The following is a 25368-nucleotide window of genomic DNA, read 5'->3' on the forward strand; positions in this document are numbered from 1 at the left end:
CAATCAAGAGGTTATCTTATGTTAAGAACTAAAACGGTAGTTGAAGTCAATCAAGCCATGAACACGATCCTGCGTGAATACCTTAATGAGAATGTTGCCATTCGTTTTGATTTACCCGATATCGATGCTACGCAGGCGGATGCTGCTGTCAGCGTATTCCTTTATGACATACATGAGGATCTACAATTACGTACGGCTGAGTCCCGGGCATTTAGTGCTTCGGCCGGTAGATTATTACCCGGCTGGATCAATATTCAATGTAACTATCTGATTACTTACTGGGAACCGACCGCGCCAGCCAACGATGCCAGTAATCCGGATAGCCAACCGGATAATCAGGCAATACAGGTGATGTCTCAGGTGTTGGATGCTTTGATTAATAACCGACAACTGAGCGGAATTCCTGGCGCCTATACGCAGGTTATTCCCCCGAAAGAAAATCTGAACAGTTTGGGTAATTTTTGGCAGTCACTGGGCAACCGTCCGCGTCTGTCCCTAAATTATTCCATTACGGTACCTATCAGTTTGAGTAATAGTGATGATAAAGCCATACCAATCAGTTCACTGTCGGCTGATATCGCGCAAACGGCGTCGCTCCTTTCATCGGTTATTAATGGTGCGTTACGAGAGCGATTGATTGCTGCTATTGGTGGTGGCGCTGATATCAGGTTGGCTATGACCCACGTTAATCTGAAAACGGCCCCGGTAGTGAATGCTACCAATGACGTGTTTAAGATGGTCGTTTCTCTGTCAGTATCGGGGATTACGCGGGCGGAGTATCTCAACCAGATGGAAAGTGTTTTTGATCGTTGGGTAAGCAATGAAACTGCTGTGGTGACACTCGATGGTTATGACGTTTATATCAACGCTGTTGATAAATCAAAGTTGTCTGGTATTTAGGTTGAGGGTAAATAGTCCTGCCTGGCGTAACTTATTGAACATCAGGCCGAAGCCATAGGCCGGATATTGATGTGCCAATTTTTGTAATGCCTCGAGCACAGGCATATCCCGTGCCGTGTTCGGGCAGTAATGCAACAGGCTTCGACTCATCCCCATAATTCGGCACCCGCGTCGTTCGCTGGTCTGATGTTCCTTCATGACGTAACGCACCAGCTCACGCTTTTCAGGCACCGTTAAAGTTTTTTTGCTACAACATCCTTAAGAATTTCATGGTCTAAGCTCAGGGATGCATACATTTGTTTTAGCCGCCGATTTTCCTCTTCCAGCTCTTTCATACGTTTGATATCAGAGGATCCCATACCGCCATATTTGGATTTCCAGTTGTAGTAGCTGGCTTCCGATACACCGTTTTCGCGGCAAACATCCTTCACATGCCGGCCACCTTCAACTTCTTTCAGTACCCGCAGGATCTGGGTTTCAGTGAAACGCGCTTTCTTCATGATGAGCCTCCATTGGTTGCATTTTAACCAGAGAACTCCATTAAACTGTAAGACTAAATTCAGGGGGGACTACAGCTGGGCGGCATTTTATCAATTTGTTGATTTTCAGCCTAAATTGTTCAGTGAGATCGGATGGGCGGTGTTCTGCAAGTTGGTCAGTCAAAACTGATGGCGTTATTGGGATAATGGCGCTAAAAATGGCTAGCCGAGGATACGATAATTTAGCCGATTCGAATCCCAGTGAAGCCCCCAAAAGTGCTGGATTTCAGTATGCCTATATGGAACAGAGTGTAATTTGATTTGCAAAAAGGGGATTTTACTTTGAGACACCATGGACATCAGTGGCTGTCCATGGTGTTAAATTTATGGCTCCTCTGACTGGACTCGAACCAGTGACATACGGATTAACAGTCCGCCGTTCTACCGACTGAACTACAGAGGAATCGTGTGAACGGGGCGCATCATAACGGGGTGCTCTGGGTTTGTCAAAGCACTAAAGTGAGGGAAAAGCGTGTTTGTTGGCAGATTGAGCATGTTGGCTCGTTTTTCAGCAATTTTACTGGCCGGTTATGAAAGAAGCGCTAAAATTAAAAAGTAGCATCCATGTGTTAGGAAGAGAGTTATATTTATCAAGGCAATGCAGCAATTTCTTGCATTTGATATGGGTTCTTCTTAAAATTATCTAGTATTTTTCTGAAAAACGTTTTGTGATAACAGGCCGTTACGGTGTTTATGGGCCTTGTCAAGGTTATATTTATTACTCTATGCTACACAAAGCCATTTTTATAGCGGTAAGCTATACTGTTTCTTTGTTTTCCGGAGTTTCTCAGTAATGAAAAAAACAATCGCGGTAACCGCACTGTGTGTGTTACTGGCTGGGTGTCAGAATACGAAAGCTCGTCCCCCCATCAAGACTGCTCCGGTGGTAGCACCGAGTCCTACCGTGACTCAACCTGTTAAACCTGCTCAACCCATGATTTCAACGGGTACAGAGGAGGTGATGTATTCCTGCATGAAAGAATTGAACGCCTTACAGCAGGTTAACTCCGCGGTGTACCAGACTCGCAGTGCTGAATTGAATCACATTGTGTCAGAAGCCAAGCTGTATATGCGGGTTCGTGGCGACGTCAGTACCGATATCCACCAAATCATGGACGCAGCTTACAAATTCCGTATTTCTAAAACTTGTAACCAGATCCGTAATGATCTGACTAATGCGTTAATTGAGCGTGTAGTCAGCAGATAATGTGATGTTATCCACGCAATAGCCCAATAAACCGTTTGTTTTCAGGGTGTGCGGGAATCGATGGTTTTACAGGAAACGCGCTCTCAATTTTGAGGGCGTTTTTTTGCAAAGGATATTGCTCTGTGCCATATCGCTGTTTAAAAAAACAGCATGCCTAAAATGTGATCTATATCGCGTTTTTGTTATAGGTTGGATAAAATATCGCTATTGTCTGCCCCTAATTCTGGATCTCCTTAATGGAAGAAGTCACTCCTTCCCGTTCAACTGCCTGGATGCGCGTCGTTGTTCTCGCTATTTCGGCATTTATCTTTAATACCACCGAATTTATCCCGATCGGGTTATTAAGCGATATTGCTGCAAGTTTTGCGATGCAAACGGAGCAAGTTGGCCTGATCATCACCATTTATGCTTGGATCGTCGCCTCCGCGTCGCTGATCTGTATGCTGCTGACCAGTAAAATTGAACGGCGCAAATTGTTGATTGGCGTGTTTATCCTGTTTATTGCCAGCCATGTGCTCACGGCGGTGGCCTGGAGCTTCACTACGTTGGTTATCTCCCGCGTCGGAGTGGCGCTGGCGCACTCGGTATTTTGGTCGATCACCGCATCGTTGGCGATCCGCGTTGCCCCTGCGGGTAAAAAAGCGCAGGCGCTGAGTATGCTGGCTGGGGGCACTGCACTGGCCATGGTACTCGGGTTGCCGTTAGGCCGAATCATTGGGCAATTGCTTGGTTGGCGTATGACGTTTATCGGTATTGCCCTTTGCGCTTCTTTGGCATTGGTGATGCTGTGGCGTTTGCTGCCGGTGCTGAAAAGCGAGCATTCCGGTTCGTTTTCCAGCGTCCCGGTGTTATTCAAACGCCCGGCGCTGCTCAGCTTGTATATGCTCACCATTATTGTGGTGACAGCACATTTTACCGCCTATAGCTATATCGAACCCTTTATTCAGAATGTGGCGGCGCTGGCGGAAAACTTTACCACGCTGATGCTGCTTTTGTTTGGGGCAGCTGGCATTCTCGGCAGCCTGTTATTCAGCCGCTACAGTGAACGTTTTCCATCCGGTTTCTTTATGGGGGCAATGGGGATGTTGGCCGTCAGCCTGTTGTTACTGTTACCGGCTTCAGGGAGTGAAATGTCTTTGACGCTGCTGTGTGTGCTGTGGGGCATGGCGATTATGGCGATTGGTCTCTCCATGCAGGCTAAAGTTTTAAGCTTGGCACCGGATGCCACCGATGTGGCCATGTCGATCTACTCTGGGTTGTATAACTTTGGCATCGGTGCGGGTGCGCTGCTGGGCAATCAGGTTAGCCTGCATTTGGGGATGGCGAACATTGGTTTCGTTGGAGCACCGTTGGCATTGATTGCCCTAGGGTGGTGTGTGCTGAACTTCTACCGCAACGAGCGCTTGCAGCAAGTTTGATGAAAACCAGCCCTCAATGGGCCAGTTTTCTGCGGTTTTGATCACTGCTTGAGAGATTTTTTGCTTTCGACGCCATTGCCATCATCATTGATCAAAATATAACTGATGCTGTCGGGCTGCCAGCCCGCATCACCGCTGATATCTAGCGTTTTGCTGGAGAAAGGGGCCAGCATACCAATATCTATCACGTGTGATTTGCTCCCCCCGCTGATTTTGGCAGCACTGAACGTTGCATGATAAGGCGAAGTATTTTCGACCTTAAGTTTCAGCGCCCCAGGCAGCCTGATCAGGCTGAACTGTTGTTGCTCGGCCAGTTTATCGATGCTCGGTTTCAAGTTCAGTGGGCGATAGAACATTTTTAACTGCAAGCGAATCGCTACTTTCACCGCAGAAACACCCGGCGGCAGGTGGGCATCGGTGGGGGGGATTTCGTAAATGTTCAGCCAATATAAGGATTCACGATCCTGTGGCTGTTTGATCTGGGTAGCCAGCAAGCGCAGGTTTTTCTTTTCTCCAGGTTCCAGCCGGAAAAGCCCCGGCAGGGGCAACACCGGCACTTCTCCTGCGGTTTCCGGCGTTCCTTCCGGTGAGCCATCATCAATCCAAAGCTGCACAATCACCGGGTAAGTATTACCGTTTGATAACAACAGCGAACGTTCGTGCTCGGCGGCAGAAAAAATCACACGCGATGATTCAACTATCACACCTGCCTGTGCCCATTCGCTGAACAGCAGTGCGCCAGCAATACATAATCCGATTAATTTTCGCATCATTGCACCTGAATAATCACCTGCGCTGTCGCGCTCACTTTACCCGCAGTCACCGTCTTGCCCGGCAGGGCTTTTAGCGTGGCATTAAGGCTCTTAGTATAGGCAGTGACACCGCTGACGACACTCCCTGCGGTAGCATCGGTCAATACCGGATACCAGCCCGCATTGTTACCACCCAGCGCTGAGCCACTCAAGGTACTGAGTAAGTTTATTACCGTGCCGTTAGTACGTGAAATTTGAATCCCCACGCCAGTGGCGATGTTGGGGTCAGTGCCATAACCGTCTGACAGCAAATAGCTGACGCCAGAACCGGCGGTACCAAACCCGGCAGCGACCGCAGCTGCGGCGTTGGCGGGTTGAACCAAGATCCCCATGGCGGTCTGATTGGCCGCGACACCGCTGGCAATGGCCGTTACACCGGTGCTGGCTGGCGCTCCGGTCTGGCAACTAAATTGAATGGTGATCTGCATCTGGCGTGTGACTCCAGAATTGAGTTCCGCCACGGTAATGCGTGGGAAAACAACCGTGGGCGTCACGTTAGTGACCGAACAGGTGGCTGAACGGCGGGTATAAATGCGGTTATACAGGTTAGACACACCTGGCCATTGATCGTACCAGCCGTTGTAGTTATAGGCCGAATCTGCACCAACGGTGAGATTGGCCGCGTTTGTACTGCTTTTAAAGGCGATGTAGGTGGCAGGTTGTGACTCTGGGTAAATCCCCGCGGCTGTCTGCGGGCCATTAGCACTGGTGAGCCTGAATAATTCTATTTTAGTATCGCTGAAATTCTTGGCTTTGACCAATATCCACCCTCGCGAGTCAGTATCCAGATTGGTCAGCGGGCGGGCCTTCCAGTAGCGGGAGTAGTATTCGCCAGTGACCAGATTGGTCGCCCGCAGGGCCATGCCGTTGACATAGGTCCGGTAAGATTCCGGTAACCCATAGGCAGAGCCCACCTCATACATCCCCGCATTGGCGGAGTCACCGTTGGTGGCGTAATATTCGTACAGTTTACCGGCTTCATCAGCGGTGCAGCGAAACAGGATCTGGTCAGGAGTATAGGTTGCCGAGCCGGCTTGGAGAAAGCTGACGATGCCGCTGGCAATCAAGGTGCCATTGGGTTGGAAGGTGGTGTTGTTGATATTCACCACCGTGGGTAAGGTGCCCGCGGAGCCTGTCGTGTCACCAGCTCCACCCCAAGCCGCTGCTGTACCTCTACCCGCCTCAGTATAATAGTTTGAGGTGGGCGTATTGTTGATAGCAATGATTCTGTAGCATGCCGCCCAGCTAGGCATTGCCAGCGTCATGCCAGCCAGCGCCAGTAATGCAGCAGAAAAGGTTTTGCGCAGGGTTATCTCACGTTTTGCTTTGAGCATCAGTTGCTGTTGCATGCTAACTCCAGACGATACAATGACTGTTTCATGTCCTGACCCTGTAAATCGTAATTCAGGGTACACTGCTCATTAGCAGATTCGCCCCATTTCACCCGCAGTTTTCCTTGTTTGCCGGAGGCGCGGGCGTAGATCTGGTTGCCTTGGCCGACCAGACCGATGACGGTGTTATTGCTGTCATATACGTTGCTACCCAGTGGTAAACTGCCACTTTGTGGGACAAGCAGTTTGATCAGCAGTGGATAACCCTCCAGCGTTTTGAAGCGGACTTTAACCGCTGAGCCAGCATAAGGCGCTATGCGTTGCTGGTTCTCGGTCAGTTCAGTATTGGTGTTCTCGATCCCTTTGGCATCCAGACTGATGTCGTTGTAACGATAAGGCACCAGTGAAGGAACAATGGCATAGCCGAAGTTATTGATCCTTGCTCCCATACCGTTCATCACTTCTGCGCCTTTTACCCCATCAGCTTCGACCAAGGCAAAGGTATCGCTCAAATAAGGGCCGAACGTCACACCACCGCTGTGCAAAACCGCGGCCCCACGTGCACTGGCTCCCCCTTGGGTATAATTCTTGCCCTGCGAGAAGCTGCCACTGACGGTGGCCATCGGCATCTGTTTAGTCAAGTTGGTTCCCAAACTGGCACCTGTACCACCGGAGTCGAAAGCACCATTAACAGTATAGCTCAGGCTTTGATCTTCCCCGAGAGTCCCGGCCAATGCGCTCTGGTAGCTGGTATTGCCGTTATCGCCGGTGGTATGGCTCACACCGGAGGACAGAATCGGTGAACGCGATCCTGCACCCAATGGGATGGAAAGCGAGAGCATGGCAATATTCTGCGTGTTGCCGCTGGAAAAACTTTCCGCTGACTGGACGCCGTAACGGGTTCTGCCGGTTTGCTGACGGCTGAGCGACAGGTTATAGCTGATATTGTTGTAACTGTGTGAATACGCCATCTGATACTGGGTATCGCGGCCACGCCCATTGCGATAGCCGCTGGTGGAGCCGGAAAAGTAAATCTGCCCATATTCACCCAGACTCTGGCTCACGGTAGCGACAAACTGGTTGCTTTGCTGGTAAGTGCTGGATGACCAGATGTTACTGTTGTCATGTGCATTACGTAGCCCCAAAACATCACTCAAATCGCGATATCCCTGTGTGGAATAACGGTAGCCAGCCAGTGCCAACGTGGTGGAAGTAGGAATAAAGGTGCGGCTGTAAGTGGTACCCAAACGCCAACCGTCCAGTGTATCGCCCCACATGTCAGCACGTGAATACACGGTATTAATACCCACAGCACCAAACTGACTGGCCAATACGGCACCACCGAGCAGCGCCTGGTAGCCGTCAGAAACCCGTACACCGGTATTGACGGTGATGGCATTGGTCAAGCCAGCCTGATAGGTCACATCGGCAAACGTCGCATCGCTGTTGCCAATGTTACGGACTTGCCCAGCAGCGACACTCAGGTTGGTATGACCAGGCCGCATGGAATCCGGTACGGCAGAAAACGGCACGGTAAAGGAAGAAACGCGCCCATCGGCTTCCAGTATTTCCACCACCAGGTCGCCCTGGAAACTGGTGGGATACAGGTCGTCAATCACAAAAGCACCGGGCGCAACGGTGGTTTGATAAATCTGCACACCGGATTGGCGCACGCTGACTTTGGCCGTGGTAGACGCCACGCCACGGATGGTGGGCGCATAGCCACGTTGTGATTCTGGCAGCATACGATCGTCGGTTTCAAACAGGATGCCACGGAAACCCAGGCTGCTGAACAGGGTGCCAGAGGTAAAGCTTTCACCCAACGTCAATTGGCTGCCAATGGATGGCAGCGGGCGCTGTACATAGGTGCGTATAGAATTCCACTGGTTGCTACTGGTGCCTTTATCACTGTTATAACTGGTATAACTTGACTGTTGGCGGAATTGCCACAGGCCAAGGTTGATACCCGAGTTCAGGCCCAGGTAAATCGAATCAGTGGTATTGCCCGATGCTTTAGTCCGGTAGTAGTTGGTATCGTAATTGGTAAATGCCACGGTTTCACCCGCAGATAAATCACTGTGCGGCACCGCACCGCGTGCTTCACGTTTCATCAACAGCTGCGGTACGGAAAGATCGAGGCGCAGGCGTGCAAAATCAAAACGGCTGGATGCCCCCTCAACCTGTTGTTCCAGGCTCTGGCAATGGGAGGCTTCCTTGGCTGTTTTTATTGCGCTGGGTAAAATACCGGCATCCAGCAAGCTTTCTGGTGATAGACAGGCAGAAACCTGCCCTTGTTCCGTGGTGGTGAACACCAGGGATTTCCGGGTAAAGAAATCACCATTGACGAAGATATCTACTTGATAAGTGCCTGGTTCAACGGCATTGGCCTGATTAAACCGCGCGATGCTGTTTTGTTCTTTGGCACTGCCGACCAGCATGCTGTCATCGAACTCAAACTGGTTGTTGGTGGCTGCTGCGTAGGCTTGTGGTATCAGCAACCCCAACCAGAGTGCTAATGGCTTGAACCGTATCCCATTGATAGGTGAGTTGCCCAGCATGACTTTCCTTTGGCGAATATTGGAATAGCGTGGGGAAATGGTTATTTTTGTGTGCATGCCTTTAATCCCTTAAACGCAAAATCCAGGGTACTAATGAACGAATACGGTTTTTTCAGTTCAGTCGAGTTTCGAGGCTGGTATGGCCGCCATAATCATTGACCAAGGTAAATTTGATCTTCTGTGCACCAGCAGGGAGTTGGGCATTTTTTTCTAATTTCCAACTGGCCTGAGATTTTGGTGCCACCATGCCAACCTCAAATGGCACTTCTTTATGGCCCACCACGGCGGCAGCTTTAATGAAGGAGGCGTGATAACCAGAGTTATTCGTTGCCGTTAACATCCATTGCCCACTTTGTTGTTTAAGCGAAAAACGCAACTGTTCAGCGACTTTTTCTGGGCTACCAACGATATTTTTAGGGCGATAGAAAATTTTGAGCCGGTTACGCAATACCACCAGCATCTGGTTTTCTGCATTGTTCGCTATATTTCTCGGTGGAATTTGTACACTGTTCAGATAAAACACTGATTCACGATCCTGTGGCAGATCCTTGCCGGTAAACATCAAACGGATCGATTGACCGGTTTTCGGTTCAATACGAAACAATGTGGGGACGACGATAAAAGGCCCATCAGCATTGTCTGGCGTTGATGAGGGATTGTTAATGTCTGACCACATCTGCATGACATAAGGAATACTGTCATTATTAGTGAGCTGTATCGTCTGTGATTTTGTATCCGCCGGGTAAATGATTCTGGTGTTGAGCATGACTACGCTGGCGGTCAGAGGAAGAGAAAACAACATTAAAAATGCGGAGATCGTGACGAGCACGGCCTCTGGATATCTGATTGTCACAACGAAGTATCCTCTCGGAATCCCCCTTCCACCGTAGTGGTGGAAGGGGACACATCTTACTGGTAAGACACAGAGTACTGCACGCTACCCAGTACAGAACCTGGGGTCGCTGTACCTTCAGAGTAATATTCCACCGCAAAATCATGCGAGGCAGAGGTGGCGTTGGCTGCCAGAGACAGGCCCGCAGCACCGGTTTGGCCGGTCAGATCCAGCGGAGTGGTTGGCGCTAATGGATCAACCAGTTGCAGAGAGACGTTGCTGGCAGTCCCGGTGTTGCCCATGCGGCCATTGGCGGTCAGGTTGTTGCCGACAAATACGGTTTTAATCGCGGTGGCGCTGGCAGAAGCGGTACACCCGGTCAGGCCGATGGTGAAAGGGGTTTGCCCCGCTGTTGCACCCGGTGTAGCCAGTGTAGTGCTAGAAACCGTTGGCAGCAGGATCAATGGTGTTGAAGCGTTACCGTTGATGCTAACGTCACAGGTTTGATCGGCGACTTCGCCCTGGAATTTAATGGTGTTATCAGCCAATGCTGTGGTAGATAAGGCCAGGCCAGCAAACATAATCGCAACTTTGTTCATTTTCATGCTAAATATTTCCCTTGGTGTTAAGTCTCGGCGAATGATTTATTCCGCCAAAATTTCCTGTTGTTTACAGTACGAGTTTTCTATTGACCTGGTTCTCGGAATGTTCGCGGTGTTTTAATCAACACTAACGCGGCACATGTATCTTAATTAAGAAAGATCCGGCAACACTGTCTTGGTGTGTGTTAAGCAATCAATCTTTAAAATGCGTTCAATGCGTTTTATTGATTGGATGACTTTCGACGAGAGATATCCTACATGGATAGGATTTTTCTGACATCATTAACTGTTAAATGTGAAATGTTAAGTTTAATGTTCTGATATTAAGTTTTTTAATGGTGATATTAATGTGATTGTACTGGTACAGCTTGTTGGCTAGGATGTTTCTCTAAGCTATTTCCTAATTTTCTCTCTAGGATTAGTCTTTTTTCTCAGGAACTGGCTGGTCAAGATGAAGTGTTTGGCTGGCAATATTGCCAGAGACTCTAAAATTTTTTGCCACCGTTTAAAAAATACCTGTTAAGAAAAACGTCAAGCCACCCAGTTTGGCTGGTTGATGTCATCCAGCGATAGTGAATACGGCGATAAATGAGTGAGCTCTCAACCAAAGGAGACTCACCTGACAAAATGATCAGCCACGAAAAGTAAAACTTGCACCCAAACTTCCCCCGTTTTTCATACCAAAGCGGTAGAGCTTGCAGAACGTACTGCCATAGCCGTGACCATTCGCCAACGCCATAATCGGTATGAATCGCCGATTTATATCTGGTGTAGCAAATTGCAACCCCCCATATTTGTCATCTGGCCGCGAGCAGGAAATGTCTTTCGTTCAAAAACCAGCGCTTTGCTTAGCCGTCTATCCATAGTGTGGGTGAGAGCGGTTATCCCAGTATCAGAAGATCTGTATTGAACACCAACGCCGCAGCTTACATGTGTTTTATACAGCGCATTTGCCCAAAAAGGATTTTTGCTTAAGCCTGACTAGACTCATCTGCTGGCTTCAGGCTGCAATTGAGACCTCCTTTCCTTTATATACCTTAACGCCAATAGGGTTCTTTTTGGTGCGGGATTGCCGCTACGTGCTTTAAGTGAACGGTGTCATCTATCAGTGATGCCAACATTTCCTAGGTTCAAACAGTTTTTACACCGATGAGAAAAGAATAGCGTTAACGAACTGAGGGGGAGGCCATGTCTGGCTGGGATAAGATCGATAATGTACGGAATAGTGTGCGGCAGAATGAGAGTAGTTTTCGATTGAATGTACAGGATGACTGTGCAAAACATCTCTTGGATGCTCAATACGGGTTGCTTTGAGCATTTCCTATCAGTTTTTAAGTCTATTCCTAGTTAATATTATTAAGAATTTTCTTGGATAATCATATTACCCGGGTATCCTTTTTGGTGTTTTTGAATTAATTTAAGGATTAAAAACATTAAAACTAGATTTTTATTCTTAATATTTTCCATTTAATAGTTAATGATTCTATTTTAGGAATATTCGTGTAGGATGATTCTCGTCAAGTCGGGCTAATCAATAAACGCATTTAGTGCATTTTCAGGGGTTGGCTGGTTGGCACATGATCGGTGAGTTCAGAGCTTCTTGTGATAGCAAAGCTTCTTACTTAAGAAGCCATCTGAGAATAGGCCGATACACAGGACGTATTAACGTTGCCCTCGGGGAATGAGAACACAGAGTGGTTCGTTCACCCTACTACTGAATATGAAGGAAAGTACAGAGTATGAAAATGAACAAAGTTGCGATTATGTTTGCTGGCCTGGCCTTATCTACCACAGCATTGGCTGATAACACCATTAAATTCCAGGGCGAAGTCGCCGATCAAACCTGTGACGTTAGCATCAACGGTAACGCTTCAACACCATTGATCCTGCTGCCAACGGTTTCTAGCACTACGCTGGCTACACCGGGTGCAACAGCGGGGCAAACCCCTTTCACCATCGGCCTGACCGGGTGTACCGCTTCTGCCAGCGCCACCGCGATTAAAACCGTATTTGTCGGCAACAACCTGACCGCCAATGGCCGCATGGGCAACACCGGGACTGCCAGCAACGTCTCTCTGCAACTGGTTGATCCATTAGCGCCAACCACTCCGCTGGATCTGACCGGCCAAACCGGTGCTGCGGGCCTGTCTCTGGCAGCCAACGCCACCTCTGCCTCGCATGATTTTGCGGTGGAATATTACTCTGAAGGTACAGCGACCCCAGGTTCTGTGCTGGGTAGCGTGCAGTACTCTGTGTCTTACCAATAATCAATAACTCGCCATTGAGTGAGCTAATCAATCAATACATTTAACGTATTTTCAGGGATTAGCGGGTTGGTACATGCACGGCATATTTAAATTTTTCTAGTGACCGGAAGAAATCTCTCTCCGGTTGATCAATAAAATCAATAGAGAACGTATTAGCGTTGTCGTAGCGAATTAAGAACACTGAGTTAAGCAATTCGCCTATACTGAATTTGAAGGTAAATACAGAGTATGAAAATGAACAAAGTTGCACTGATGGTTGTTGGTCTGGTTTTGTCTACCGCTGCATTGGCTGATAACACCATTAAATTCCAGGGCGAAGTCGCCGATCAAACCTGTGACGTTAGCATCAACGGTAACGCTTCAACACCATTGATCCTGCTGCCAACGGTTTCTAGCACTACGCTGGCTACACCAGGTGCAACAGCCGGGCAAACGCCTTTTACCATCGGCCTGACCGGTTGCACTGCTTCTGCCAGCGCCACCGCGATTAAAACCGTATTTGTCGGTAACAACCTGACCGCCAATGGCCGCATGGGCAACACCGGGACTGCCAGCAACGTCTCTCTGCAACTGGTTGATCCTTCAGCCCCAGCTATCCCGCTGGATCTGACTGGCCAAACTGGTGCTGCGGGCCTGTCTCTGGCAGCCAACGCTACTTCTGCGTCACATGATTTTGCGGTGGAATATTACTCTGAAGGTACAGCGACCCCAGGTTCTGTGCTGGGTAGCGTGCAGTACTCTGTGTCTTACCAGTAATAAAGCATCCCCCTTCTGCTGTGGTGGAAGGGGGCTTAGTAAGGGTATTAAGCGAGGATATTTAGTGTGAAAACCAAATGTTCCAATATCATAATTAGTGCTTTCTCCCTCCTATTCTTATTCATTTCTGAACATGCGCTAGCCAGCGTGGTAATGCTTAATACTCGGGTTATTTATCCGTCAGGTTCACAATCACAGACGGTACAACTGACTAATAATGACAATATCCCCTATGTAGTGCAGATGTGGACAGACATTAACAATCCCTCATCAACACCAGACAACGCTGATGGGCCATTCGTCGTGGTGCCCGCATTATTCCGTGTCGAACCAAAAACCGGTCAGTCAGTTCGTTTGGTATTCACCGGTAAGGATCTGCCACAGGATCGCGAATCGGTATTTTTCCTCAATAGTGTACAAATTCCGCCTAAAAATGCGGCTGGAGCAGCAGAAAACCAGATGTTGGTGGTGCTGCGCAACCGGATAAAAATTTTTTACCGCCCAAAAGGGATTTCCGGTGGGCCGGAAAAAATCACTGAACAGCTCCGTTTCTCGCTAAAGCAGCAGGGTGGGCAATGGATGTTGACGGCAACTAACGACTCTGGTTATTACGCTTCCTTCATTAAGGTTGCCGCCATGGTGGGTAATAAAGAAGTGCCTTTCAAAGCTGATATGGTGGCACCAAAATCTCAGGCTAGCTGGAAACTTGAGAAAGGTGCGTCATCGCCTGCTGGTGCACAGAAAGTGACATTTACTTTAGTCAATGATTACGGTGGGCATACCCGCGCCGAAGCCAGTTTGCAGTGAGCAGGGCGTTTTATTCGCAGCGGTCAGTATCCCTCAGTTAAGGGACTGAAAAATGAAAATAAAAATCCCTCACAACTTTTCAAAAAGTGACCAGTGGATGGTAAAAGTGGGCCGCACCTTTGGGCAGTTAAAAGCGCTGGCAGCGGTGCTGTGGTTGCTGGTTCCCCAGGCCTATGCGGAAACGGCCAGCAGCCAGTTTGAATTTGATGACAGCATGCTGGTCGGCAGTGCCAAAGAACAAAAAAGTATTGCACGTTTTAACCAAGCCAACGCCATAGAACCTGGCACTTACCAAGTTGATGTATTCATTAATGGCAATTTTCTTTTCCGGCAATCACTGGTGTTTGCTGCTGGGGAAGAAGGGACGGTGGCGGCCTGTTTATCGCGGGAGAATATGGTTGATGCCGGTATTTTTCCGGCGGCCATAAAAGCGAAGGCTGATGATACCGCCACATGTCTAAATCTGGAAAAACAGGTTGAGGGGGCTTCCAGCCGTTTTGATTTTGCACGCCTGCGCCTTGACCTGTATGTGCCACAGGCATTAATGCAGCGTGAAGCGCGCGGTTCGGTGTCGGCCAACGATTTATCTGTGGGCGAAACCGTGGCATTTGCTAACTACGACACCAACTATTACCGGACACAGGCTTCCGGTAATACCACTGAATCCACTTATCTGGGGTTGAATTCAGGCCTCAATCTTGGCCTGTGGCAATTTCGCCAGCAATCAACCTTTACCCGTTATAACAGCGATACCAGCCCAAGTAGCAGCCAATGGAGCTCTGTCCGTAACTATGTGCAGCGCCCGTTGCCATCCATTGGCAGCCAATTGACGTTGGGTGATAGCTTTACCGCTGGCAGCCTGTTCAGCAGCCTAGGTTTTCGCGGTGTTCAGTTAGAAACCGACGATCGTATGCTGCCAGAATCACAACGTGGCTATGCGCCCACCATCCGTGGCGTGGCGTCTACCACGGCCAAAGTCAGCGTGCGTCAGTCCGGTGTGCAGATTTATCAAACCACCGTTGCGCCCGGTGCTTTTGTGATTGACGACCTGTATCCCACCAGTTTTCAGGGCGACCTGGTGGTGGAAATACTGGAAGCTGATGGGCGCGTTTCTTCCTTTACCGTGCCGTTTTCTGCCGTATCTGACTCGATCCGGCCTGGGCATTCACGCGTGAGTTTTTCTGGTGGTCAAGTCCGCAATATTGGTAACAGTGATGCGTTGTTTACCGATCTGACCTATCAGGCCGGTTTGACCAACGCCATTACTGCGAATACAGGGGTGCGTATTTCTGATGGTTACCAGGCGTTCCTGGGAGGGGCCGTGTTGGCCAGCCAGTATGGCGCATTAGGGGTTAATGCGACCTATTCACGGGCCGATATGTGGGGAAAGAACCTGGATGGGTGGCGGGTTGGTGCCACTTACAGCCGCACTTTTACACCGACCGCCACTACGCTGGCCTTGGCCGGTTATCGCTATTCCACACAGGGATATCGCGATCTGAGCGATGTGCTGGGCCTGCGTGAAGCCAGCAGTAGCGATGAGGTCTGGCTATCTAATACCTATCAGCAGAGCAATCAGTTCATTGCTACCGTCAGCCAGAGTTTGGGGAAGTATGGTCAGGTCTATTTCTCTGGCTCTACCAGCACCTACCGTGGTGGCCGGGGGCGAGATACCCAATACCAGATGGCGTATTCGCATAGCTACAACAGTATCAGCTATAACCTGTCTCTGGGCCGACAGCAAACCGGCCGGACGCCAACAGGCGTAGTATCCGAGGGGGAGGTTAATCAGGGTCACACGCAAAATGTCATTATGTTTTCGGTCTCGGTTCCGTGGGGAGCGGGGGGGCGTTCACCGCTGGTTTCTGCGGGCGTTACTCACGAAACCGGGGGCAACACTAATTACCAGACTGCGCTGGCTGGCACCCTTGGTGAAGATCAGAGCCTGAGTTATACCGTCAACGGCGCTTTTAACTCCGGCGGTGAAGGGGCTAGTCTGGGGGCGAATGTGACTAAACAACTACCGGTGGTTACCGTTGGCGGCAGTTTTTCGCAAGGCCGCAATTATACCCAAGGGGGAGCCAATGCCCGGGGTGCCGCCGTTTTACACAGTGGTGGCGTGACGTTTGGCCCTTATCTGGGTGAGACCTTTGGATTGATTGAGGCTGAAGGCGTTAAAGGGGCGGAAGTGATGAACGGGATAGGCGCGAGGGTTAATCGCTTTGGCTATGCCATCGTTCCTTCGTTGGTGCCTTATCGTTACAACGACATCAGTTTGGACGCCAAAGGGATCGAAAATTCAAGTGCCGAACTGACCGAAAATCAGCAGCGAGTCGCACCTTATGCCGGCTCGGCGGTAAAAGTCCGTTTCAAAACGCTGGAGGGCTATCCGCTGTTAATCAAAGTTCGTGAGGAACAAAATAACAGCCTGCTATTAGGCAGCAACGTATATGACAGTAATAATATCGTGGTCGGTCTGGTCGGCCAGGGAAATCAGATTTATGCGCGCGCAAGTGGGATGCAGGGGCAGTTGCATGTGAAATGGGGCGAATCTGCCAGTGAGCAATGTACCTTGAGCTATGATTTGCGCGGCCAGGATATGCAACAATCGCTGTATCGTCTGGAGTTGCCGTGCATTAGCCAGTGAGAGCCATGCATGATGTTGCCTGTTGAAATCCATGGCGGGTAAACGCTTGGAAACATAGGGTTACGGGTTCACTGAAGAAACCAAGCGAAAACCGATACTTATCTCTCTGTAGCCCGGGGAATATGAACGGCGAAACGCCGAACGTCAACTGGTGGCTGAAGCATGCCAACTTCCACCGCGCACGAACCTCTTGCCATTGTTCCTGCGTCACCTCAAATCGACCTATATAGAAAGATTTTTCTATGCAGACGGCATGGCGAGGTTTTTCATTATCTGCTGCCATCATAGACCCGTAACATAATGGCCGTTATTTAACCGACAGCGTTGGCAACACAGAATAAAAAGGCACGCTATGCGGGGTATGTAACGCAGAGTGTCACAGGGAAGTAAGTTCCATAAATGGTATGAAGTTAATTCATGGCTAAATGAACGTCTAACCCAGGGAAAACCCTGGGCTGTTTACTTTGATGCCCTGATAACTTCGGCCAGTTTGGTTACCGCCTGCTCAGCTTCAGCATATTGCGTGAAATTGGTGAACCCCATCAGCAAGCCGTTAGCGGCAGGAGCCGCTATTTGCCAGTTCGACAATGCCTGCACTGCCAGCCCTTGTTGCAAAGCACGTTGCGCCAGTTCACGATCCTCCAACCCGGCTTTCAGCCGGGCTAACAATTGGATCCCCCCGGCTTGCGGGGCTACGGCTAAAGAGTCTGCCAATTGTTGTTCCAACGCCTGCGCCAGCCATTCACGGCGCTGGCGATACAATGGCCGCATCCGTTTTAAATGGCGATAGAAATGCCCTCCATTGATAAAATCGGCTACCGCAGCCTGCATCAGCGGTGGGCAACCACAGGCATGCAGGTGGTTGCTCTCCTTAAAAGCGGCGACCTGTTGAACGGGAACCACCAGGTAGGCCAACCGCAGCGCCGGGAACAGCGTTTTGCTGAAAGTGCCGGCATACAACACCCGCCCTTGACGGTCGAGGCTTTTCAGCGGTGGCAACGGTCTGCCGTGATAGCGAAATTCACTGTCATAATCATCTTCAACAATCCAGGCTGAATGGCGTTGTGCCCAATCCAACAACGCTATGCGCCGCGCCAGGCTGAGGGAAACACCGAGCGGGCTCTGATGGGTTGGCGTCAAAACCGCCATGCGGGCGCTGGGCTGCACAGAGATCCCGGCAGCAATATCCATTCCTTCGGCATCCACCGCGACGGGAACAACCCGCATCCCGGCGGCGTTAAATAACCGTTGTGTGATCGGATACCCAGGGTTTTCAAGCCAGACAGCATCGCCCGATTGCAGTAATGTGCTGATAATCAGGTTCAACAACGCCTGATAACCCGTGCAGATAAAGATCTGTTCCGGCTGGCAGACAATTCCTCGGGAAAGATACAGGTAGTGAACAATTGCCTCTCGCAGCGCCAGCAGGCCATTCGCCGGAGGATGCGCCAGATCGACAGTCGTTGTGCCGCGTAATTGGCGGGCTACGATACGTTGCCAAACCGCACGCGGAAAAGCATCCAGTGCGGGCAAACCCAGTTGAAAAGGCCGGATCTGGCCCGCTTTCTGAAGGGGAGAAGAGACAAAAGCGGGTAAAGGTTCTACTGCTGCCAACGCGCTGCGTTCTGGCACACTCAACAATTGAGCCGAAACATAGGTTCCCGCTTGCCCACGACTTTGTAAAAAGCCTTCAGCTATCAAGGCACCATAGGCGTTTTCTACCGTGGCACGTGCAACCCCTAGTTCGCTCGCCAGTCCACGGACCGAAGGTAAACGGGCATCAGCGGCTAAGATCCCCTGAGCGATGGCGTCTTTAATCCGCCAATAAATCTGCCGGTGAAGCGGTTCTTTCAGTTGGTTATCCAACTGAAGAGAAGTAAAGACATGGCGCATGATGACCTGGTTAAATAATCATTTTATGGCTCTATAGCATAGACCATAATCTCGCTAAAGTAGCGCTCTTTCATTTGTTATGCCATTACTCTGAGGTTAAGTATGATCAAGCAGCGTCTGAAGTATTCCGAACTGTCACCGGCCCCCTTTAAAGGCATGTTGAACGTATTGGCTGGGTTGGAAAAAGGGACTTTGGATAAGACAATAATAGAATTGGTGTTTATGCGGGTTTCGCAAATTAATGGCTGCGCTTTTTGTCTCGATATGCACGGCAAGGCGCTGCGTGAAGCGGGTTTTGATAATGCCAAGCTTGATACGTTAGCGGGTTGGCGTGTCAGCCATGCATTCAGCGAACGTGAACGGGCGGCGTTAGAGTGGGCGGAGGCCGTCACGCTGATTACTACCAGCGGTACGCCAAACAGTGTTTTTGACTCATTGAAAGCGCATTTTAGTGACGCAGAAATCAGCGACTTGACCTTTGCCATCAGCATTATGAACGCTTTCAATCGTTTGGCGATCAGCCTGCGGCAATAATCTCTACTCTAGCCAGATACGCTGAAAACCCTAAACTCAACGTTTGAATATCGCGTTATCACTTGAACATATAACGTATTGAAATGAAAAGCGCCATGTCATGGCGCTAAGTTTGGTGGTGAATTTCAATCCTTAATACATATCTATCGATGCTAACCCTGCCCAATAGAACCTATTTTATTACGATATTGATATTTCCCATTATAAACTCCTATGAAAATAGGTTTAATAATACTTTGCGGTAAAGCTGGTTCGTTATTTTTTATAATTAATATATCCAACTGATAATGTTAATAGCGAATAACATTTATGGATATTACGGCTTTCATAGCAATGCCGCCTTTCTACAGATTCATTTTCTAGAGCCCTATGGAAAATCAGGGCTATGAATGAAACTCATCAATTCCCCATGAAAATCAGGATTAAAATACTCTGGATACGCAGAGCCCTGTTGTTCAAACGAGCAGGATGAACAATAAAAAACCCTGAGTTATAAACAGGTTGATGTAAACATTATGGTAAATAAAACCTTAAATATTCTTATCATCGGCGCGACGGGTAGCATTGGAAAACATGTTACAGCCATTGCCGTTAATGCGGGACATCGGGTACGAGTACTGTTACGCAAAACATCTCATGATGAAATGCTGCCAGAGCAGGTGCAAAAATATTATGGCGATGTGACACAGCCAGAAACACTGGGTGATGCACTGAAGGGCATTGAGGCCGTGGTTTTCACTCTGGGCACACACGGACAAGGGAAGCTCGGCGCTCAAGCTGTCGATTATGGCGGGGTGCGCAATGTGTTGATGGCCCTGCGTGGAAGAGCAGTTCGTGTGGCTTTAATGACCACCATTGGCGTGACGGAAAGGAAGGGGGTCTGGAATCAACGCACTCAGCTTCATGATTGGAAGCGGTGTTCAGAACGGCTTTTGAGGGCCAGTGGGCAGGTTTATACCATCGTCCGGCCAGGTTGGTTCGATTATAACCAGCCGGATGAACATCGGCTGATATTGCTTCAAGGCGACCGGCGTCACTCAGGGACTCCGCAAGACGGTGTTATCGCCCGTAAACAGATTGCAGAAGTTCTGGTTGCCAGTCTGACATCACAGGCCGCGATGAATAAAAGTTTTGAGCTGGTTGCTGAGCGTGGGCCAGCACAACATGAGTTAGAGCCGCTGTTCGCCGCGCTTAAATCGGATCAGCATGACGCATTGGATGGAGTAGAGGATCTGAATAACATGCCTTTGGCAGAGGAGCCCGTATCTGTTCAGATGGAATTGCAAAATCTATCAGCTCTCCGTAATAAACCATGAATTTCTAATCAATAGGGGCATAGAAGATGGCAAAGAAATCGTATGGATTAACCCGCAGAGAGATATTAAAAAGTTCGGTACTTCTGCCTCTGCTGGCTTCCTCAAACAGTTTTTCATCACCTTCTAATGGTTATTTTCTTCCCTCAGACAAAAAAGTGTTGGTCGCTTATTTTTCTCGTTCAGGGAATACTCGCGTTATTGCGGGCCAGCTCCATCGGGCATTGAATACCGCGCTGTTTGAAATCCAGCCAGCTAAACCTTATCCAGAAGATTATGAAGAAACGGTAGCGCAAGTGCGTCAAGAAACCGGCACAAACTTTGAGCCTCCCTTGCTCAGCCAGGTGCCCAATATAGCGGCTTACGACACACTGTTTCTGGGATTTCCTATCTGGGGAACCACATTACCGCCGGTGATCCGTACGTTTCTGTCAAGCCATGATTTGTCTGGGAAAACCCTCATCCCGTTTATTACCCATGGGGGATATGGCGTTGGCAGCAGCCTGAAGGTGCTTGCCAGCTATGCACCTCATGTCAACCTCGTGAAGGGGTTTGTGAAGCGCGCCGACAGCGAAAGAGAAACGCTGACGCAACTCACTCAATGGTTAAGTGAATCAGAGCTGAAAATCTAGGCACATCAGTATTGAGCGGAAATACGGCTTGCCGGTTAACCCTTATTTTCTGGCCATGGGGCAACGTTAGACGGTCTTACCGATTCTGTGCTGGCTTTGTCGTTCAGCGTTTTCAGCTGGGCAGACCACCTTGTACCTGTGTCTCTTCCGGTAATAATACACGGCCATCTTGCGCAGTGGGCTGCATCAGCCCAAGAGGTTTGCCGGAGCCTGTTTCTATTAATTGGGAATGTGTTTCGCCAGCCTGAAACAGGTGTTGTTCTCCCCACTGCCGTAAAGCGACCACGACAGGGAAGAGGCGCTTTCCTGCCGGTGTCAGAACATATTCCAGATAAGAGGTGCCATCCGAGGCTGGCTGGATGGTGAAAATACCCGCATCTACCAACCCGCGCAGGCGATCTGTCAGGATACTGCGGGCCACGCCCAGATCCCGCTGGAAGCTACTGAAGCGGCGTGTGCCATTAAAGGCATCACGGACGATGAGCAACGACCAACGATCCCCGATGAGCTCAACCGAACGTGCCACCGGGCATGTATCGGCTTGTTTGTTCTGGTGCTTACCCATACTGGTTCCTTTTAGGTGTTCTGACTCAACAGGTCTTCTCATTTATTTGGTTTCATTTTAAGACTACTTGCTCCATAATTAAACTGGTCTTAATTTAAGACTGAATTGCATGGGGAAATATATGCTTATTCATCAGCACACGAAACCTGAATTGCCTGAACCACAACCGTCCGTGAGCGGTTCTTCAGTCAGTATGCCACGCTCATTGGTGATGCTGTTTGCCTGTGCCAGCGCTATCAGCGTAGCGAATGTTTATTATGCGCAACCGCTGCTGGATGCTTTGGCGGCAGATTTTGTTATCAGCCAGGCTGCTATTGGCAGCGTGATAACGTCGACACAGGTGGGCTGTGCGCTGGCCTTGCTGTTGCTGGTACCGCTGGGAGACAAGATGAACCGGCGCAGTTTGATGCTCATACAATTGGGCGCACTTGTTGTGACCTTGATCGGTATCGGGTTGGTCACTTCTGCGCTGGCTTTGCTGATTGGTATGCTGATGGTGGGGTTGTTGGGCACGGCCATGACACAAGGGCTGATTGCTTATGCAGCGACAGCCGCCGCGCCGGCCGAACGTGGCCGCGTGATTGGCGCGGCGCAGGGCGGTGTGGTTATTGGCTTGTTACTGGCACGGGTTGTTGCCGGAGGAGTCGCTGATCTGGCAGGCTGGCGTGGTGTTTATTGGTTTTCTGCACTTATTATGCTGGCGCTGGCGGTGATGCTCTGGCGTTTTCTGCCTGAGCAGCCCCGTTCCTTACAACAGTTCACGTATCTGCAATTGATTTTTTCGATGTTTACCCTGTTGCGGCGTGAGCGCGTGCTTTATATCCGTGGCGGTATTGCGCTACTGATGTTTGCCGCCTTCAGCATCTTCTGGAGCGCGCTGGTCCTGCTGTTGAGCGTAGCGCCTTATCATTTTTCACATACAGTTATCGGGGCCTTCGGGTTAGTGGGAGTGGTGGGGGCGCTGGCGGCGGCCCGGGCTGGATATTGGGCCGATCGCGGGTTAGGGCAATGGATTAGTGGCTTGGCATTGCTGCTATTACTGGTTTCATGGGGGGCGTTATGGCTCACTCCTCATTCGCTGTGGTTCCTGGTTATTGGCATTATTGCGCTGGATCTTGGCGGCCAAGCTATTCATGTGACTAACCAGAGTATGATCTTTAGCACGCAAACGGAGGCGCACAGCAGATTGGCAGGTTGCTATATGCTGTTTTATGCGGTGGGCAGTGCTCTGGGAGCGATTGCTTCGACGACGGTTTTTGCCGCCGCTGGCTGGTTCGGTGTTTGCTTGTTGGGGGCGGGGGTAAGTTTGGCTGCGTTGATTTTCTGGGCAAGCACCCTGAATTTGAAAAAATCCGTATCGGTTCCAGTGCAAACTTCACATTGATCTCCATGCAAGATGGATCTGCTTACCGTCAACGAGATGAATAGAAGAATCGGCTATCTATCTGCTCAATGAGGCTCTGGTAAGTGGAGCGGCAGCAGGTTTTCTAATAGTGATGTGATACTTTGGGAGCTTCAATTGTTAAGGTACGTCATACAGGCCTGATGAGAGAGTGATCTCCATGAAAATCGATGCATCCAAACCCCGCTGCCCGGTGGGATCCATAACCGAAAATGGTCGTTACACTATCTATCTGACTGGGCCGAATAGCCACCTCCTTATTCGCGAGGCTGGCGTTGGTAGCCTTGCTATCGGACCTTCATCCTTGGGCAAGAAGGTGAATCTGCGCGTAGAACCAGACGAGTGTCTTGACTGGACAGTTTTCGACGCCTTTGCAACGCCAGCCGGTTACCCGTGGCCGCGCTTCCTGAGTTATACGGGGAATGATAACGGTTTCTTCAACTGGGCCAATGAGCGCCAGATTGAGACTATGTCATGGTATCCGGTGCTATCTGGGGATATAGCTGTTGATGCCAGCCGATCAAAATTCCAGACACTGCAAATCGAGCTAAACGAACCCGATGGCCGATTGCACCTTACGCTGCCAAGGCGAGAGTTTTCTCCCTATTTTCGTCTCTGCTTGCATGGCGACCTCGCCCGATTTACCGCTGATGGTGCTCTGCCTCGAACCTTGGAGTTGGTGCCGCGTACCGGCCCACGTAGGAGTGACACCCCTTATCTGTTGCCAGACCTGGGGGTACTGCACACAGTCACTGAGCTGGAATTGCGCAATGGGCCAATGGCACAACCGATTTCCCTGGCGTGCTTAGATCACTTTCCAAATTTAAAGTCTCTCAGCCTGTGGGGCAACTTCACGAATCTTGAGGCGTTGGCGGAACAATCTCAGTTGGAAGCCCTGGCATTGCGTTTCATGCCGGATCTTACCGAGCTTTCGCCATTGAGTGCCTGGCCCCACCTTAACAGCTTTATCGCCTTTAACATTGAGGAAACGGCAGGTAAGCGCCTGCGCCAGCAACTCAAAGCCCGTTCCACTGTCCGTGCCTGGACGGGACATGTTGGTGTCAGCCAGTTACGAAAGTCCGAATGGTGGGAGTCTGAATTTGGCCGACCGTTTTCCGCATGGCTCAAGCGCCTCGCCAAGGTGGCGAACGAGGCTTATGATGTAGCACTGAAAGCATTAACTGAGGCGCAAACCATTGCTGAGGCCCAGATGGTTTTCACCACCTTTGCCATGCGCCTCAACGTGCTTAAGGGAATCGAGACAACAGAGCGTGACGACCTGAGTGAAGCCGTGTGGCAACTGAGCCAATCTGCTCCGGCGGTGCGCTTGGGAATTTCGGAGGAAATGGCTCAACGATGGTTCGATGATGCTCGCGATTACTGAACGAAAAGCCATTGCTAATGTGAGAGCTTTCCCCCGTATTCAACGGTTCGCCGCCTGATCCTGCTGTGGACTGGGGCAGATTACTGTTATTGCAGCAGAACCGATTACCTATGTTCTGACCTATTTGTTGGATGCCGACAAAAAACAGGAATTGAGTGTAGGTAGGGTTGCCAGTTTTTATCGAGCTCAGGTTTAATACAGGGGAATATGTGCATTGATGACACATGTAGTCACCTTGCTGCCTGATAGGAAAGCCCTGGATGAACCAAGACGCTGAAAAAATCCTGACCATGCTGCGTGCCTCTGAGCTTTTCGCGCCGGATTTTCCCAAACGAGTCTCTCATTCGATTGCCGCCTGGGCACGCCTGTCAAAAGAAGAACGCCAGAAAACCGGCCAGATTTCCACCAATGCCATACAACGTGCACGCACTGCATATCGCCAGTGGGAAGAGGGGGGCACACTTGGTGAATTACACTACGCACCCGCCATCCCGCTGCTGGGGCAGCTTTGGTGGGATTGCGCGTTGATACCAGTGGGAAACAGCGCCGGTCACGCACTGCTTTCCATCGGTACGGCATTTGTGCATCGGTGATTGCTGTAAACGACGGCTCAGGTATGACGACTGACTGTGAGGTTTGCAGGACTGTAACGGGAGCAGAGCCTGTTTTTGGTGTTATGATAAGTGTGCTATGCCGTGTAATTTGCACGTATTTCATACGGGAGAGAAACCATGACCGCGAAACAACGCAACACGCAGAGCGTGACCATGACAGTAGAACGTGCCTTACTGGTAAGAGCGCGTGAAGCAGGCATTAATCTGAGTGCTACCCTGACAAGCGCCCTGAATACAGAGCTTCGCTATCATGAAGCGAAAAAATGGCAAGAAGAAAACAGGGAGGCTCTCGCAGCACTAAATCGTTTTCATGATGAGCAGGGTTGTTTCAGCGATGAATATAGGACGTTTTAAC

Annotated in this window: 22 protein-coding genes, 1 tRNA gene and 1 pseudogene; 14 read left to right on the forward strand and 10 right to left on the reverse strand. The window is 49.9% G+C overall.

Annotation, left to right across the window (positions count from 1 at the left end):
- Positions 1–18 precede the first annotated feature (18 nt).
- Positions 19–900, forward strand: a complete 882-nt coding sequence (locus Z042_RS13195; protein WP_024913614.1) for a Pvc16 family protein — start codon at positions 19–21, stop codon at positions 898–900.
- 12 nt (positions 901–912) lie between these two features.
- Here Z042_RS13195 and Z042_RS25665 read toward each other — a convergent pair.
- Positions 913–1400 (reverse strand): annotated as a pseudogene (locus Z042_RS25665) (transposase); the annotation flags it as partial.
- A gap of 366 nt (positions 1401–1766) precedes the next feature.
- A tRNA-Asn gene (locus Z042_RS13205) sits at positions 1767–1842 on the reverse strand.
- A gap of 390 nt (positions 1843–2232) precedes the next feature.
- Between Z042_RS13205 and Z042_RS26010 the strand changes: the two genes are divergently transcribed.
- A complete protein-coding gene (locus Z042_RS26010) occupies positions 2233–2646 on the forward strand; it encodes a hypothetical protein (protein WP_024913613.1) in 414 nt (137 codons plus the stop codon).
- Positions 2647–2882: 236 nt separating this feature from the next.
- Positions 2883–4064 (forward strand): sugar transporter, encoded by a 1182-nt coding sequence (locus tag Z042_RS13215; protein ID WP_024913612.1) that lies wholly within the window; start codon positions 2883–2885, stop codon positions 4062–4064.
- Positions 4065–4105: 41 nt separating this feature from the next.
- On the opposite strand, the gene Z042_RS13220 is transcribed toward Z042_RS13215, so the two are convergent.
- The 5 genes from Z042_RS13220 to Z042_RS13240 are packed head-to-tail and all read right to left on the reverse strand — an operon-like array spanning position 4106 to position 10196.
- Complete coding sequence (locus tag Z042_RS13220; RefSeq protein ID WP_045784791.1) at positions 4106–4837, reverse strand: fimbrial biogenesis chaperone; 732 nt, start codon at positions 4835–4837, stop codon at positions 4106–4108.
- A complete protein-coding gene (locus Z042_RS13225; RefSeq protein ID WP_236849186.1) occupies positions 4834–6225 on the reverse strand; it encodes a fimbrial protein in 1392 nt (463 codons plus the stop codon). Before Z042_RS13225 ends, Z042_RS13220 begins: the two co-directional genes overlap by 4 nt.
- Positions 6210–8822, reverse strand: coding sequence for a fimbria/pilus outer membrane usher protein (locus tag Z042_RS13230; RefSeq protein ID WP_037407023.1), 2613 nt, complete (start codon positions 8820–8822; stop codon positions 6210–6212). Before Z042_RS13230 ends, Z042_RS13225 begins: the two co-directional genes overlap by 16 nt.
- 55 nt (positions 8823–8877) lie before the next feature.
- A complete protein-coding gene (locus Z042_RS13235; protein ID WP_025297161.1) occupies positions 8878–9618 on the reverse strand; it encodes a fimbrial biogenesis chaperone in 741 nt (246 codons plus the stop codon).
- Between the two features lie 56 nt (positions 9619–9674).
- Positions 9675–10196 carry a fimbrial protein gene (locus tag Z042_RS13240; protein WP_024913607.1) on the reverse strand — a complete coding sequence of 174 codons (522 nt, stop codon included), beginning with the start codon at positions 10194–10196 and terminating at the stop codon, positions 9675–9677.
- Between the two features lie 1748 nt (positions 10197–11944).
- On the opposite strand from Z042_RS13240, the gene Z042_RS13245 reads away from it, so the two are divergent.
- From Z042_RS13245 to Z042_RS13260, 4 genes are all read left to right on the forward strand, one after another.
- Positions 11945–12466: a fimbrial protein gene (locus Z042_RS13245; protein ID WP_024913607.1), complete on the forward strand. Its 522-nt coding sequence runs from the start codon at positions 11945–11947 to the stop codon at positions 12464–12466.
- 234 nt (positions 12467–12700) lie between these two features.
- Complete coding sequence (locus tag Z042_RS13250) at positions 12701–13222, forward strand: fimbrial protein (RefSeq protein WP_154667049.1); 522 nt, start codon at positions 12701–12703, stop codon at positions 13220–13222.
- Positions 13223–13375: 153 nt separating this feature from the next.
- Positions 13376–14029: a fimbrial biogenesis chaperone gene (locus Z042_RS13255; RefSeq protein ID WP_154666957.1), complete on the forward strand. Its 654-nt coding sequence runs from the start codon at positions 13376–13378 to the stop codon at positions 14027–14029.
- A gap of 52 nt (positions 14030–14081) precedes the next feature.
- A complete protein-coding gene (locus Z042_RS13260; RefSeq protein ID WP_024913604.1) occupies positions 14082–16676 on the forward strand; it encodes a fimbria/pilus outer membrane usher protein in 2595 nt (864 codons plus the stop codon).
- Here the strand turns inward: Z042_RS13260 and Z042_RS26880 are convergent.
- Positions 16666–16962, reverse strand: a complete 297-nt coding sequence (locus tag Z042_RS26880) for an SUMF1/EgtB/PvdO family nonheme iron enzyme (protein WP_154666958.1) — start codon at positions 16960–16962, stop codon at positions 16666–16668. The two genes, Z042_RS13260 and Z042_RS26880, sit on opposite strands and share 11 nt — an antisense overlap.
- A 173-nt stretch (positions 16963–17135) precedes the next feature.
- Entirely contained in the window at positions 17136–18569 is a 1434-nt protein-coding gene (gene pdxR / locus Z042_RS13270; protein WP_037407017.1) for a MocR-like pyridoxine biosynthesis transcription factor PdxR, read from the reverse strand.
- Between the two features lie 102 nt (positions 18570–18671).
- On the opposite strand from pdxR, the gene Z042_RS13275 reads away from it, so the two are divergent.
- The 3 genes from Z042_RS13275 to Z042_RS13285 all read left to right on the forward strand — a co-directional run bounded on the left by Z042_RS13275 (position 18672) and on the right by Z042_RS13285 (position 21048).
- Positions 18672–19103, forward strand: a complete 432-nt coding sequence (locus Z042_RS13275) for a carboxymuconolactone decarboxylase family protein (protein ID WP_024913601.1) — start codon at positions 18672–18674, stop codon at positions 19101–19103.
- A gap of 515 nt (positions 19104–19618) precedes the next feature.
- Positions 19619–20419 (forward strand): SDR family oxidoreductase, encoded by an 801-nt coding sequence (locus tag Z042_RS13280; RefSeq protein ID WP_024913600.1) that lies wholly within the window; start codon positions 19619–19621, stop codon positions 20417–20419.
- A gap of 26 nt (positions 20420–20445) precedes the next feature.
- Complete coding sequence (locus Z042_RS13285; protein ID WP_024913599.1) at positions 20446–21048, forward strand: flavodoxin; 603 nt, start codon at positions 20446–20448, stop codon at positions 21046–21048.
- A gap of 112 nt (positions 21049–21160) precedes the next feature.
- Here the strand turns inward: Z042_RS13285 and Z042_RS13290 are convergent, their stop codons facing one another.
- Positions 21161–21613, reverse strand: coding sequence for a winged helix-turn-helix transcriptional regulator (locus Z042_RS13290; RefSeq protein ID WP_024913598.1), 453 nt, complete (start codon positions 21611–21613; stop codon positions 21161–21163).
- A gap of 193 nt (positions 21614–21806) precedes the next feature.
- Between Z042_RS13290 and Z042_RS13295 the strand changes: the two genes are divergently transcribed.
- The 4 genes from Z042_RS13295 (at position 21807) to Z042_RS13310 (ending at position 25367) form a co-directional block, all read left to right on the forward strand.
- On the forward strand, positions 21807–22997 hold the full coding sequence (locus Z042_RS13295) for an MFS transporter (protein WP_202901349.1): 1191 nt from the start codon (positions 21807–21809) through the stop codon (positions 22995–22997).
- 178 nt (positions 22998–23175) lie between these two features.
- Complete coding sequence (locus tag Z042_RS13300) at positions 23176–24399, forward strand: hypothetical protein (RefSeq protein ID WP_024913596.1); 1224 nt, start codon at positions 23176–23178, stop codon at positions 24397–24399.
- Positions 24400–24659: 260 nt separating this feature from the next.
- Positions 24660–24992, forward strand: a complete 333-nt coding sequence (locus Z042_RS13305; RefSeq protein WP_024913595.1) for a hypothetical protein — start codon at positions 24660–24662, stop codon at positions 24990–24992.
- A gap of 138 nt (positions 24993–25130) precedes the next feature.
- Positions 25131–25367, forward strand: coding sequence for a type II toxin-antitoxin system CcdA family antitoxin (locus Z042_RS13310; protein ID WP_024913594.1), 237 nt, complete (start codon positions 25131–25133; stop codon positions 25365–25367).
- Position 25368 lies beyond the last annotated feature (1 nt).

The sequence above is a fragment of the Chania multitudinisentens RB-25 genome (genome assembly GCF_000520015.2).
GTDB classification, from domain to species: Bacteria; Pseudomonadota; Gammaproteobacteria; order Enterobacterales; family Enterobacteriaceae; genus Chania; species Chania multitudinisentens.

Bases quoted from the DNA above. Each gene is read 5' to 3' on its own strand.
- Z042_RS13280 (WP_024913600.1), top strand. From the start codon at position 19,619: ATGGTAAATAAAACCTTAAATATTCTTATCATCGGCGCGACGGGTAGC.
- Z042_RS13245 (WP_024913607.1), top strand. From the start codon at position 11,945: ATGAACAAAGTTGCGATTATGTTTGCTGGCCTGGCCTTATCTACCACA.
- Z042_RS13305 (WP_024913595.1), top strand. From the start codon at position 24,660: ATGAACCAAGACGCTGAAAAAATCCTGACCATGCTGCGTGCCTCTGAG.
- Z042_RS26880 (WP_154666958.1), bottom strand. From the start codon at position 16,962: ATGATGGCAGCAGATAATGAAAAACCTCGCCATGCCGTCTGCATAGAA.
- Z042_RS13295 (WP_202901349.1), top strand. From the start codon at position 21,807: ATGCCACGCTCATTGGTGATGCTGTTTGCCTGTGCCAGCGCTATCAGC.
- Z042_RS13250 (WP_154667049.1), top strand. From the start codon at position 12,701: ATGAACAAAGTTGCACTGATGGTTGTTGGTCTGGTTTTGTCTACCGCT.
- Z042_RS13285 (WP_024913599.1), top strand. From the start codon at position 20,446: ATGGCAAAGAAATCGTATGGATTAACCCGCAGAGAGATATTAAAAAGT.
- Z042_RS13225 (WP_236849186.1), bottom strand. From the start codon at position 6,225: ATGCAACAGCAACTGATGCTCAAAGCAAAACGTGAGATAACCCTGCGC.
- Z042_RS13255 (WP_154666957.1), top strand. From the start codon at position 13,376: ATGCTTAATACTCGGGTTATTTATCCGTCAGGTTCACAATCACAGACG.
- Z042_RS13240 (WP_024913607.1), bottom strand. From the start codon at position 10,196: ATGAACAAAGTTGCGATTATGTTTGCTGGCCTGGCCTTATCTACCACA.
- Z042_RS13275 (WP_024913601.1), top strand. From the start codon at position 18,672: ATGATCAAGCAGCGTCTGAAGTATTCCGAACTGTCACCGGCCCCCTTT.
- Z042_RS13230 (WP_037407023.1), bottom strand. From the start codon at position 8,822: ATGCACACAAAAATAACCATTTCCCCACGCTATTCCAATATTCGCCAA.
- Z042_RS13260 (WP_024913604.1), top strand. From the start codon at position 14,082: ATGAAAATAAAAATCCCTCACAACTTTTCAAAAAGTGACCAGTGGATG.
- Z042_RS13300 (WP_024913596.1), top strand. From the start codon at position 23,176: ATGAAAATCGATGCATCCAAACCCCGCTGCCCGGTGGGATCCATAACC.
- Z042_RS26010 (WP_024913613.1), top strand. From the start codon at position 2,233: ATGAAAAAAACAATCGCGGTAACCGCACTGTGTGTGTTACTGGCTGGG.
- Z042_RS13220 (WP_045784791.1), bottom strand. From the start codon at position 4,837: ATGATGCGAAAATTAATCGGATTATGTATTGCTGGCGCACTGCTGTTC.
- Z042_RS13195 (WP_024913614.1), top strand. From the start codon at position 19: ATGTTAAGAACTAAAACGGTAGTTGAAGTCAATCAAGCCATGAACACG.
- Z042_RS13310 (WP_024913594.1), top strand. From the start codon at position 25,131: ATGACCGCGAAACAACGCAACACGCAGAGCGTGACCATGACAGTAGAA.
- Z042_RS13290 (WP_024913598.1), bottom strand. From the start codon at position 21,613: ATGGGTAAGCACCAGAACAAACAAGCCGATACATGCCCGGTGGCACGT.
- Z042_RS13215 (WP_024913612.1), top strand. From the start codon at position 2,883: ATGGAAGAAGTCACTCCTTCCCGTTCAACTGCCTGGATGCGCGTCGTT.
- pdxR (WP_037407017.1), bottom strand. From the start codon at position 18,569: ATGCGCCATGTCTTTACTTCTCTTCAGTTGGATAACCAACTGAAAGAA.